We start from the raw sequence: 12,471 nt of genomic DNA, 5'->3' as shown, positions 1-12,471 counted from the left end.
TCCGGAATCGATGTATCATCGATCGTCAATCGTCGCCGAGATCAGTTTTCGACGTACAGGCGCGGGCATTGTCGGCATTAGAGAATCGACATGTCCATCCAGCATTCCAGCAGTCGGTCCCACTTGGTGTGGCAGCACGGTCTTTGGTCCGAATCCCATCAACAGCTCTTCGCCCGCATCTTGGGGTGACATCCACGGGACCGCATTTTTGGACACAACTTCCAGGATCATCACAGTCTGCGAGTAACTTTGCTTGATCTCGGCCAGGTGACGTGCTTCATGATCTTGAAGGCAGCTATCGGGCGTGACCACGGCCAGATAGGTCGTGAAGTTCTCGGGACAAGCAGTTGCCGGGCAACGAAATGTGTCCACGCGCGCTTTCCTGGCGATCGCATTCACCGGATCGTCCCAAGGCTTCGACAAGTCGATCGAATCGTACAGTTCCTGCTCACCGATCATTGGTAAGATCAACGTACGCCAACTGTGCAGCGGACTGTCGTTCGCATCGACCGTATGGGCAGGTGGCAGGGCGTGATGAATGGATTCATAGTTCAGAAGTGCGAGCAAGATCTGTTTGACGTTGTTCCTGCAGATCGTGCGATGTCCCCTTCCACGATTGTTCCCTCCGACCGGCCAAAGTAGGCCTAGGATCACCGCGAGACTCACGATTGCCAACAGCCCGGCACGAATCGAGGTTTGATGTTTGTTCTGTTGATCAAAGTTCGTCTGATTTTGGTTTGTAAGGCTGTCGCGTTCGTCGGCCATGATGGTGACCTCGTACTCTTGCAGGTTCGACTTCGCGTGCAAATGCCATTGTCCTCGTAGATATCAGTGTAACAGCGAAGTTTTGCAGGTGGCTCACTCTCCTCAATCTCGCGACTTCATTCGAAAATTCCGTCTGGCGAAAAATGAAGGAATCGCCATGCACGATTCAGAATTGGCGAGTATTACGAGCTCAACCGGCAATTGGGCCATCGCAAGGAGTGGCGCAAAAAAAAACAGTTAATTTTGTTATTCATCCGCGGTTAATCCACGATGCTCGTCTACGAAATTTCACGGAGGATATTTGAAAACGTTGAATCGAAGATTTGAATTATGAGATGTCATCCTTCCCGCAACTGGATGGGGCTGCGGATCGCCGTGGGCCTTTTTGCGTTGCCGCTGAGTGCGTTTGTTCTGCTTCTGGCTTCGAAGCAAGTCCATCATGGTTTTGATTGGGTTCATACGGCCGTGGGAGTACCGATGGGAATCGTGGCGTATTTGAGCTGGCAGTTCGTGGTGGGGGGGAATGATGCGATTTGTCGGAGGAAGGTCGCGTCCGCCGGATTGGGAGGGATCCTGCTCGGGGGAATAGGCGCGAGCTTAGCTTTCATGGGATCGGCGATGCTGATGCCAAATTCCAATCTGGGACCGATGGTTGCATTTCTGATCATTGGCCCAATTGGGTTTGTCGCTGGCGTTTTACTTGGACCATTCGTCGCGTTGGCGGAGAATTTCGACGAGCGGGCGCCTTCTGTTTCGATGACGAAACAGGATCAGACGTGACTCAGTTCTCCTGAAGGAATTCAACTTCTTTGTCAGTTCCTGACCCGCGAGGTGTACGGTCTGAGTCGACTTCACGTGTCGGCCCTGGTTTCGGCGCAACGACGCGGGCCGTCGCAAAGCCAGTTGGCCGCTTGATGGCGTTCGAGGGAGGCGCTGTGCGCGGCAGAGAATGAATCAGGGTTGGCGTTGTCGAGGCGTACGCCATTCAATGCGAGGTCGCCATCCACGAGTGGCAGGCTGGTGATGTCGAGGGGGCCGAACCAGCGGTTCGCTGCGAAGTCAGCAAAATCGACGACTTCGCGACGCAAACTAAAATTTCGCAGCCTCCAATGGACAGCGAACAGGCGCGATCGGACGGCTTGGTGTTCGTCACGTGATCGAAGAACTGGATCAGCCAGCAACGCTTTCGTGCGTTTCGTGTCAAGCAGACCAAGGTGTTCCCACGTTGGGTAGAAACTGGTGAGCTGGTCATGCGGGTGCAGTTTGAAGCGACGAAGTGCCCAACTGAGAATGACCAGTCCTTCCAGTCGCCATGTGGAGTTGATCGCCATCTGAGCGTCCAGGCGACCCAGTGGTCGCTGCAGGATTTCCCATTCATCCGGTTCAAGGTCGTCGCCGATGCCGATCTCGTCGATCCAGATCAACAGGTCGGCCATTGGGTTTGGGTGCGAACGCCGAATGGTATTGATGAGGTGCGGAATGAGGCCACCGTTCTTGGGCCGATTTTTCCAGGTTTCGAGCATATTCAGATTGGCGGGATGCTGTTCTAAAAGCGCACGCGCGGTGAGTGCAGCGAAGGCCAAGGTCCGCCGAGCGACCTGGACTGCACTCGGTGGCTCGTTCGTGACGTCTTCCTGTGACGAATTTTGCTGATCGCTGGCCGTTCCTGGTGGATTGGGAATGGTGACGACGGCGATCACCTGCGGAAAACGGGCGTCCGGTTGCTCGTCGGCGTCACCATTGATACTGCAAAGGATTCTCCCGTGTGCGTCGCGTAGTGTCATGGGCGACATCAAAACACCGTCTAGTGCTTCACAGATAGAAAACAAGACTCGCAATCGCGGATCGTTTGTTTCCTTGAAATCAAGATTCGTATTCGATCGAACTTCCAGGACCAAATTGAAGCTTGTGCAGCGCAATTCCACTTTGGATTTGTGTTCGGTTTCCGGAAAGGATGCCAGCCATCGATTCATTTCCGCGATTGCTTCTGACTTTTCGGGATCAAATGTGTTGTCGGATTCTCTAACGAATGAAAGTGATCCCTGATCTGGCGGCTCCAAGACAACCGTCGCGTTGCGCCAAGTGGTGTCTGATCCATCCAGGTCCACTTGCAGCCCGAGTTCCCTCAAGGGGTGAATCGCTTTCGCCGGATCGGCGAATCGCGAAGAGCCGGACTGAAGTTTCAGTCATAGTGGTGATCCGAGTTGAACAATGAGGATCTGAGATGCTGCTTTCTCAAGTATATTGCCTATGGCGCTTGTTTCCGATTGGACACATCTGGTTTCAATTCTTTGGTGGGAAGATAATGTAACATGGCCCGCGGTCAGGATACTCATTGCTGTGAATCGGCCAGTCGTTGCAACGTGTGTTTCCCGTTGTATCATCGGGACGCAGAGCTTCTTGATTGCAAGGCAGGCAATGTCGATCTCTAAGGACGATTGTCATGATCCGGATCAATCTTTCGATTCGCAGAGTTCTATTCGGACTGTCCCTGGCCGCGTGTTTTCTCTCGTCGCAGATCACTCCTGCGGCCGAACCAGATGCCGCATCGACATCAGTTCCCGAGGAGAAAGGGAGGGACGAGAAGAATCCGCCTGCCGATCCGGCAAAGAAAAGCAGTACAAATCGGCTTCGCGAGATACGGGATTCTTCTGCGTCCATTTTGGAGGAACTCGTTGAGAAGCATGGATACCGCCTGGACGAGAACCAAGTCATCGCCCGAGTCGTTCCACCGTTTCCGGAACTGCGTGCGACGTACTACAAAGTCGGACATCCAGGGCAGGCAAAAGCAATCCAAAGACCTCCTAATGCCATGACATTCTTTTGGGACGGAAAGCGTCTGAAGGGCTGGGGAATGACATTCGGGGAGCCGTACAACCTCGTCGGCATTCTCGACAGTGCTCTAAAGATCAAGAAGCAGGATATCGAGGGTCCCGAGGACGTCATCAACAAACCGATACCTGGAGATTGGGTCATCCGGCCCGAGGCCAGCGAGGAACAAGTCCTCAAGGAGCTCGAAGCAATTCTTCAGAGGCAATTGGAATTGCCTGTGCGGCTGGCATTCGCGAAACGCGTGCGGACAGTTTATGTTGCACGGGGAAAGTACCAGTTCACGGCGGTCGATCTCGAAGACGCAGAGACAGATCAGAAAACTCAAAAGAAATCGAAGTCTGACCGGATTGAAATCTATGGGGAAAAGTTGGGGCCCACCGATTTAGGCGGCGGCGGTGCGGGTGATCTCAAAGAACTTTTGGGATGGGTTGGTCGCTGGATCGAAGTTCCTTTGATCGATGAAGTGGAAGAACGTCCTTCAGAAGATGTCGTTTGGCACCTGAATGACATGCAAGACAAACGAGGAAATCCGTTAGACAATCGCAATCCCGAACTGGTTCTGAAGAACCTCACTGCGCAAACAGGTCTCACCTTCAAAAAAGAATACCGAGCCATTCGACGCCTGATCGTCGAACCGATCGAGTAACAGTGGCGGAGACGAGAGGCGAATTCCCCAGCATGTTGGCCGCACGACCATGGGACTTGCGAAGCTTTGACGCGGGCCGAGGAGACGCCGGTTTCGCAATGGAATCCCCATGGATTGTTCTTGGCCTATTTCGTGGCCAGAGTCAACGCACCGGCCACGACGAGAGTCCCTCCCAGCGCGACGCGCCACGTCATCGGCTCACCCAGAAACAGCCATGCGAGCAGAATGACGAATGCCAGGCTGAGCTTGTCGACGGGTGCTACTTCAGAAGCGGTTCCCAGTTGTAAGGCGCGGTAGTAGCACAGCCATGACAGGCCCGTTGCGATCCCGGACAGGCATAAGAACAACACGGCTCGTCCGGACAACTTGTTCAACGGCTCCCACTCGTTGCGGTAAGCGACGAGTGCGGCGGTAACGACAAAAATGACGACGGTCCGGATCAGTGTCGCCAGATTCGAATTGATCTGGGCCACACCCACTTTGCCAAAAATAGCCGTCAATCCCGCGAAGAACGCTGATCCCAATGCAAATACCAGCCAGCTTCGCGGCATGCCAGTCCTTTTTTTTCGAACGTCACGGATGCGCGACGAACCGTGGTATCCAACTTTAAAACGCCTGATTTCGTTTCGATTTCGACCCGTTCAGCCGATGAACGCAAGGCCACAATTGCGGCAAGGGCATCCGAGACGACGGAGAACACAGAAGTTCTGAACTACCGTACCAGATCTGATTGTTCATTGTCAGAATGGCGACTTCGCCACTACAAATCGCCATCGAAAGATGGCCGCATTGTCGCGACTTTGGAGGTTTGGAAGGTGCACACTTTCCCTCGTTCCAAAGTGCGCGCTTTGGAAATGCCTCTTGCGATCTCGGTCCCTGCTGAGCGGGAATACGACCTGCGACGCTCTTGCCACTTCGGGGCGTGAACCGCCGTCAAGTGGAATCTTGGGAACGAGGATCAATCATCTTTAGTAATGCTTAATCTCCAATCGCGAAGATGACATCGAAGTTGACGGACGATTTGTTTCAATCGAAATGACGGGAGTACTGAATCCAAATGGACACGATCACTGCAGTTCGTCTGACTTCGGTGATTTTCGGCCTGACTTACATCGCGCTCGCCATTGGCAAGATTCCCCGCCTTCGCGTCGATCGCGCGGGGATCGCACTGATCGGTGCGGTTATCATGCTGGCGGTCGGATTGATTGATCTCAAGGCGGCGGCAGAAGCGATCGACTTTGAAACGATTGCCTTGCTATTTGGCATGATGGTCTTGGTTGCATACCTTCAAATCGGCGGATTCTTTCAGGTGGCGACCGATCGGATTCTTCAGTTGCGGCTCGGTGCGTTTGGTCTGCTCGCGATGACGATGTCGGTATCCGGCGTCTTCTCGGCGTTTCTCGTCAACGACGTGGTTTGTGTGGCACTCACGCCGTTAATCCTGGATCTCTGTCGTCGCACGAAACAACCGATGATGCCGCATTTGATCGGATTGGCGACGGCCTCGAACGTCGGCTCGGTCGCGACGATCACGGGCAATCCGCAAAACATGATTATTGGATCACTTTCTGAGATCAGCTATTTGCGCTTCGTGGGACGTTTGGCACCGATTGCGATCCTGGGGCTCGTAGTCAACTTTCTGATCGTGGCATGCGTCTATCGTCGGTCGCTCTCGTCGGCGGGACGAGTCGAAGTGGCTGATGATCCTGCCGAAGCCAAGCCGATCGATCGTGTGCTGTTGATGAAAGGCAGCATCGTGACAATCGGCGTCGTCGCGTTGTTCTTTCTAGGATCTCCAATCGCCGTCGTGGCACTTGTTGCCGCCGCGATCATGATGCTCAGCACGATCGATCCTTCGCATGTCTATCGCCGCGTCGACTGGCCACTGCTGCTGATGTTCGCCGGGCTGTTTATTATCGTTGATGTGTTCAACACACACGTCGTCCGTGGTTGGGCGATTGAGGACTGGACGTTCGTGACAACGTCGCCAGTGATTGCGGTCAGCGGGCTGTCTGTCGTGTTATCGAATCTGGTTTCGAATGTCCCGGCCGTGTTGCTGTTCAAACCAATCGTGCCCGCAACAACCAATCCCGAGCAAGCCTGGCTAGCACTGGCGATGTCCAGCACGTTTGCCGGGAATCTGACCGTCCTGGGTTCGGTTGCCAATCTGATCGTCGTCGAGAATGCCCGCCGAGCGGGGTTCAACGTCAGCTTTCAGGAATACCTGAAAGTCGGCATTCCGGTGACGATCATCACGACACTCCTCGGTGTTGGCTGGCTTCAATGGACGCACTATTAAACTGGCCAACAAGTCGGGACGCGATTCAATCTTTTGCTGATTCGAGCAACTGTCATGACTGCTCTTCCCAATACACGACTCCAGGCGAGCCAAGACGTCTTCGCCTTACAGTCGTCCTTGAAGCCGACTTCAATGATCGACCAACGCACGATTGCGGTCTTAGAGTCGCTTCAACAGGTCCGCCGCTTTCGCTTCAAATAAGGCTTGCCATTCGGGGGCGAGGATGCAGTCGCTGTCTTCCTGGGCACCGCCGACGTTCAGAAGTTGTTCCGAAGTGGGGGCGTAGTAGATGTAGCCATTGGTGTAACCCGCGACGAACGTATTGGGGTGTGGTGACTTTTGTTTGATGTTTAAACCGATGCGAACGGTCAATTCGCCAGGGAACGTGATCAACGTGAATTCGCCGATCCGCAGACCCACGACTTCCACGTTGATCGTTCGCTGCCCAGCAGCAACGTTTTCAGCCTGGTGCTTGCGAAGCAGCGCGAGGTTGGTTTGCAGCCGAGTGAGTGATTCCATCGTGATGATGTTCTCGATGTACTGTTTCATGTTCCGGCGATTGTCGGCGTCCATCTGACGAAAATCGTTTCGACCCAGCTTTTCCTCATGCAGGTATCGATGCGAATAGTATGAGGGGAACTCGGTCGCCAAGTTGTATTTGACGACCAGCGGCAGGAACGTTTTCAGGTTCAGGCTGGTTCCCTTGAGTGACAGCAGCAGACGCTGTTGCTCGGCTTCCATGGCCGCGATCCGCTCTGCGACGTCTGCACGCGGTAAGGTGATTGTTTCATTGAGAACCTTCAATCGCGCGTCCGAATTGCACTGAATCTTTTTCAGCCCTTTCAAGGTACTCAGTCCCAGCATCTGGCCCAGCGGCTCGGCGTTTCTTGGATGTTCGACGTCCTTGTACATCACGGGATTGATGTCCCCGCCGCAGCCTTGAACAAACAATGCGACGGCACCCTCACTCAGGTTGTCTTCAATGACCTGCGAAGCGAATCCTGTCAGGTCGGCGGTGTTGTGGCCGCTGGGAACGCCTTGGATGGGATGGCAGGCGAAGTTGTAGACGACGGCGACAGTCTGTCCCTGTTGGGGGCCATCGTCGATTCGGTCCAGGCGTAAGATCCCGATTTCGGGATCAACTGGACCGACCTCAGCGACATCCTCGTCCAGTGGCATCGAATAGGCGTGCCGCGCATCGACCTCGCGTCCATTTTTCAATTTGAAGCGACGATTTTCCATGATCCGATTTTCGTGACCACGGCCCGATCCAACTTTGACAGGAACCAAATTTTTGGCGGCCTGTTTGACGGCCTGAATCGTACGAACATCAACGTCACTGCAAACGATTCCATGGCAGTGGCTGGCGTTGATCATCACGGAGGTGGGCTTGATCTGAAGTTCGTTCTCAATCCCCGTACGGACGTTGCCCAGATAGCTGTTCTTGATCGGACCGATTTCACCGATCGCGACCGCATCGACGGTAATGATCACGGCCTTGTCAGCACCGTTTTGCAGGACCAATGCTTTGGCATAGAGACGGTCGTTTGCCGGTCCTGCGTCGTCGTTGGTGATATCGACTTTGGCGGCCCCTGCCATGAGCGAGCCCGGATTATCTGCTGCGTGCGTCATTCGAGGCGATGCGATCGTCGCGAGGATGAGCAAGGTCGCGACACCAGGAATCATGCGCGACAGAGTCTGCGTCGATTGTGCGGACAAACGAGTCATGCGGGTTCCTTCGAGACGAGCTGACGACCGAGGAATGTTTCGGCGAGCAGGACCAGTACAACGGCCACCAGGATGGCCTGCCAAAGTTTTTGAGATTGTTCGAGTTCAACCAGTTGGAGTTGTCGTTGACGGTCACGCACTAGTTGCGGATCGATCGGCTTTTCTCGCGACTTCAATTTTAGTCCGAAGCTTTCGAGTTGTTCGATGGTCAGCGGTGCGGTACGGCTTTCGTCTGCGGCCAGGTTCACGGCGATCTGTTCGGTTCGTCCCGGGACACTCAACGCGTACAGGCCAGGCATCTCCGTTTGTGCGAATGGCTGACTGAGTGGCATGGAAGTCAATTCCATGCCACTAGGCAAGTGGGCACTGCCGGTCGCGCTGGATTCCATTGTCGACGCCGTGGGCCAGGCGATCGAATCGCCGACAAATTGATTGCCCTGTTGCCGAGCGACGCCTGTCGATTGCTCGAGTAATCGAAACATCAGCATGGGAAATTTTGACGAACGCGCAAACTGACTGTCGGCGGGTTGCCATCCCGCGGTGAAAATCACGACGCGTCCTTTGGAGAACGGAAATTCGATGACGGCGGGCTGGTCATCATCGAAACGCGCCAGGATCTGATCGGGGGGGCTACTGGCCTCGCCTGTTTTCGGAGAGTTCTCGCCGATCGCAGGTCGCAAACCAGCGATCGTGCGGTGCTTCCAAAATCGGATGCCCGTGAAATCACTGAATTGCGATTCAGCAAACGGGGCAAAGATCGAATGATTGAAGTCAATGTCCCCCATCATCGCGTATCGCGATACGTTCGCCTCGGTCACTTCCAGATCGCGACGTCCGCAGAGCGCCAGACTGGTCAGCGTTGCATCAGGATTCGGGGCAGCGACAATCACCATGCCCCCGCTTTCGAGATGCCGTTGAATGAGCGGCTGAGTCTTGGCGTCAGGCTGAACCAGCACAATCAGCGAGGGTTGTGAGTCTGCCGCTGCCGTATTGACATCAGAGGCCGCCTGCACGTCGATCTGGTATCGCTGCGACGCCGAAAAAACTTGTTCAAGGTAGAACCGGGCACCGTCGGTGTCGTTCTGTGTTTCCGGGCCGCAGTAAACGACCAGTCGCTTTTCGAGTGGGGTGTCGGTGATGTAGACGCGGTTATCGAAATCGTTGTCATCCCCTTGCAAGAGGAGTTTCTCGGCGAGGACACCTGTGGGGCGCGCGGGCGGCAGCAATGTGCGACTTTGGCCGGGGGGGACGTACACGGAAACTTCGCCCGAACCTGGTGCGTCCCATTTCAGGGTTAACTGTTCTTTCAGTGAGTCACTGGAATTGGTAACCCGCACGCGCACGACGTCTTCGGCGGCTTCAAGGTTCCGTTCGACCACCTGCAGCCCGGCATTCGAGGGAGATGCCGCTTGTGCCAGGATCACTTCGACAGGCAAATCGTCGGGCCATTCATAGCCTTGGAGCGCAACGGTCTCGGCACCGCTTTGCAGGTCACTCGCCAACCAGATCCGCTGGGATGCGGGCTTAGCACGTTCGGTTTGAGCCTCTTGCAAGGTGGTTGCAGTGCGGACGAGGGCTTCGCCAAGCCGGGTATTTTCCCAGGTGGGAGCCAGTTCTCTTAACCGAATTCGGATGAGATCGCGTCGTGCGGTGGGTTCTAGTGACTTGAGTTCATGGAAGTCTGCAACAGGGACAAGATGCCGGTCAAATCGGTAGAGTCCGACCAGTGTTTGCGGTGGTAGCTGGGATAGGCGTTCGTCGAGTTCCTGAATGAGATTTTGCCAGATGTTTTCGCGGCGCATGCTGGCACTTGTGTCGACCAGCACGGCCAATAACTGTTCGGTCGACGCTTCGTCGGGCTGTGCGATGGGAGCCCGCCAGAGGGGACGCGTGAAGGCGAATGCCAGCAGCGCCAACGCCGCAGTGCGAAGGAGAAGCAGCAACCAATGTTCGATTCGACTGCGACTGGTCAACCGTGGCGGTGACGGTGCAAGGAACATCAACGTCGAAAAGGGACGTTCGCCGCGCGGGGTGCGTCGCCACATATGGAACAGGATGGGACCTGCAACGGCGAATGCACCGAGCCAATAAAGCGAGAACAGCCAGGTCATCAGTGGTCTACGACAGAGGGATTCACATCGGGGCGGGATTTCCAGCAGACATCAGCATAACTTGCGGCGGCAATGTCCCCCAGTGGCCGCGCAACATCGAACGGAAATTTCTGCGAAAATTGAATGGCCGGTTTCTGGGTGAACGTTTGGGTGGATCCGCGGTGACGACGCGGTTTCGGTGCGCGGTTGCTCATGGCAATCGGTTCGATCGGGCGAACGCGGGTCGCGAGCTATCGTCCCGTGCTGGTGATGATGCGGCGGAAGGTGGGTTGATACGCCAGGAACTCGCGTCTGGTGGGACACTGGCAGACGACGTTCCACTGGAACTGCGACGTCAGCAGCGTCACGCGATAGCCGTAAATGGTGCCATTAAGTCCCGATGATGCGGTGAAGGTGGACAATCGCCCTTCTCCCCAGCCGGTTTCAATCTTCTCGGCCTCGCCAATTTCTTTGTAGTTGGTCAGGTCGCTGCTGAATTTTTCACCCTGATAGTCATGGACGCGAGAGACCGGTTGCAGTTCGTCTGACACGTCTCCGCCCACCATGTTCGCTTGGGCCTGGGCCATGTCCTGGATTGCGGCGCCGGATTGACTTGAGCGATAGACAATTTTCACGCGTCCTTGTTCGATGCGAACGGAAGGAGGGACATTCCCCGAACCGCCGCGGCCTTCGACGTCCCACCCCTTGGGAATCTCACAGCGAAAATGGAAGTCGTTGTCCTCGTACTTTTCGAATTCCTGCGGTGTCTGAACTTTCCCTCCATCTTTGAGTGCCTTGGCCAAGATCGGAACGGCGAAGAATGCCAAACTGCCGATCAGAACGAGTGCCGTGACTGTTCCACCGATAACAAGGAATACGTTCGAGCCGCCTTCTCGTTTCGTCTTGCTTGACGGACGTTTGCCTCGCTTTCCCGCAGGTGATTCGCCGTCGTCGTCCGCTTTGCGTCTGCGTCGCCGCGGTGATGTCCACTCATCGAGCTGCTCGAAATTGTCAGAGGGACCGCGGGAATCGGCATCGTCAGGGGCCGAAGTGTTGTTATGTCGCTTCGAACGTGACGACGCCTGCGGAATTGGTGGCAATCGTCGATTCTTCGCAGCGTGATCAAGTTGACGGTGTGGGGTGTCCGATCCAGTTTGTTCGGCCTGATCGGTCTCATTGGCGCGGCGGACCAGCGGCGCGAGCGACCGCTGTTCATCGTGACTTGGCAGCTCGACACAGGTTGCCGAAGCGTCAGGGACCACGTTGTGGGCCAGACAATTTGGGCAGACGATCGACCGCCCCGCATTTTCGGGTTTGGTCCGAAATTCATGTCCACAGCGGCACTGGAATTCAATCAGCATCGCGGTCCTCGAACCGTTGTGTGACGGAACGTCGCGGAATCTCAGTTGAGAGAGAGACGCGTTGAAGTGTCGTAGCGTTTTTGAAGTCTGGGTGACGAGCAACTTGCGGCAATGTTCATCATCGCGATTTCGCCAATTGTGCAAGTTCCATTTTCAGGAGACCATCAAGAGACGAAATGTCCGTTGAACTCGATTCGAAAACGCCATGACATCGCGAATGCCAAGGTGGCTGTCTCTCGTACTTCCACAGGTCGCTAAATACCGATCAAAGTACGAACGGCCGTGATGGGCCATCCTGACCAGATACCATAGGCAATAATGATTAAATGGATCGCAACTGTCATCCAGAAAACGAGACGGAAACTGATTTTTAGCGTTTTGTGACGAAAGAGACGTGTTGCCAGGTGGGCTCCCGGCCAGCCGCCCAGCAGACTCAGGATATGCAGCGTTCGTTCCGGGATTCTGGGCTGATTCTTGATCGCGCGACGCTTGTCGATGCCATACAGCACGAATGCAATCAGACTGCAGCTCACCGTCAAGAGAAGATAGATCGCAAAGATTGCCGAGACCTTCGCCCCGTCGCGCACAAATGCCAATGCGAGCAGCGTTGTGGTGCCGATCAGCCAGAAGACGGCGCCGATCGTAAACCAGCGTTGAATCCAGGCAAACGGATTGAGTCGAGACCGCCACGATCGACGAGCCAAGAGATTTTCCTTAGGTGTTAACGAGCACTGTGCTCGATGGTGGCGA

The 12,471-nt window shown here is 55.2% G+C and carries 10 protein-coding genes; 3 read left to right on the top strand and 7 right to left on the bottom strand.

The genetic code is table 11. The features are described 5' to 3' along the window. Positions 1-15 precede the first annotated feature (15 nt). Positions 16-765: a DUF1559 family PulG-like putative transporter gene (locus tag OSO_RS46805; protein WP_157606164.1), complete on the bottom strand. Its 750-nt coding sequence runs from the start codon at positions 763-765 to the stop codon at positions 16-18. A gap of 330 nt (positions 766-1,095) precedes the next feature. On the opposite strand from OSO_RS46805, the gene OSO_RS0138635 reads away from it, so the two are divergent. Beyond that, entirely contained in the window at positions 1,096-1,545 is a 450-nt protein-coding gene (locus OSO_RS0138635; RefSeq protein ID WP_010588077.1) for a hypothetical protein, read from the top strand. 71 nt (positions 1,546-1,616) lie between these two features. Here the strand turns inward: OSO_RS0138635 and OSO_RS0138630 are convergent, their stop codons facing one another. Next, entirely contained in the window at positions 1,617-2,738 is a 1,122-nt protein-coding gene (locus OSO_RS0138630; protein WP_157606161.1) for a DUF4272 domain-containing protein, read from the bottom strand. Positions 2,739-3,208: 470 nt separating this feature from the next. Here OSO_RS0138630 and OSO_RS0138625 point away from each other — a divergent pair, with 470 nt between their 5' ends. Beyond that, positions 3,209-4,243 (top strand): hypothetical protein, encoded by a 1,035-nt coding sequence (locus tag OSO_RS0138625; RefSeq protein ID WP_010588075.1) that lies wholly within the window; start codon positions 3,209-3,211, stop codon positions 4,241-4,243. Between the two features lie 125 nt (positions 4,244-4,368). Here the strand turns inward: OSO_RS0138625 and OSO_RS0138620 are convergent, their stop codons facing one another. After that, positions 4,369-4,794, bottom strand: coding sequence for an EamA family transporter (locus OSO_RS0138620; protein ID WP_010588074.1), 426 nt, complete (start codon positions 4,792-4,794; stop codon positions 4,369-4,371). A gap of 506 nt (positions 4,795-5,300) precedes the next feature. On the opposite strand from OSO_RS0138620, the gene OSO_RS0138610 reads away from it, so the two are divergent. Further along, positions 5,301-6,542: an anion transporter gene (locus OSO_RS0138610; RefSeq protein ID WP_010588073.1), complete on the top strand. Its 1,242-nt coding sequence runs from the start codon at positions 5,301-5,303 to the stop codon at positions 6,540-6,542. A gap of 159 nt (positions 6,543-6,701) precedes the next feature. Here the strand turns inward: OSO_RS0138610 and OSO_RS0138605 are convergent, their stop codons facing one another. The 4 genes from OSO_RS0138605 to OSO_RS46795 form a co-directional block, all read right to left on the bottom strand. After that, positions 6,702-8,270, bottom strand: a complete 1,569-nt coding sequence (locus OSO_RS0138605; protein ID WP_010588072.1) for a hypothetical protein — start codon at positions 8,268-8,270, stop codon at positions 6,702-6,704. Further along, a complete protein-coding gene (locus tag OSO_RS0138600) occupies positions 8,267-10,381 on the bottom strand; it encodes an N-terminal double-transmembrane domain-containing protein (protein ID WP_010588071.1) in 2,115 nt (704 codons plus the stop codon). The genes OSO_RS0138605 and OSO_RS0138600 overlap by 4 nt, the downstream gene beginning before the upstream one ends. Before the next feature lie 230 nt (positions 10,382-10,611). After that, the gene (locus OSO_RS49170; protein WP_010588069.1) at positions 10,612-11,721 is read right to left on the bottom strand and encodes a hypothetical protein; all 1,110 of its coding nucleotides are present in this window, start codon (positions 11,719-11,721) and stop codon (positions 10,612-10,614) included. A gap of 254 nt (positions 11,722-11,975) precedes the next feature. Beyond that, positions 11,976-12,425 (bottom strand): DUF1294 domain-containing protein, encoded by a 450-nt coding sequence (locus OSO_RS46795; protein WP_010588068.1) that lies wholly within the window; start codon positions 12,423-12,425, stop codon positions 11,976-11,978. Positions 12,426-12,471 lie beyond the last annotated feature (46 nt).

The sequence above is a fragment of the Schlesneria paludicola DSM 18645 genome (assembly GCF_000255655.1).
Classification (GTDB): Bacteria; Planctomycetota; Planctomycetia; order Planctomycetales; family Planctomycetaceae; genus Schlesneria; species Schlesneria paludicola.
Note: the sequence above shows the minus strand (reverse complement) of the source record. Positions and strands in the feature narration are given on the sequence as shown.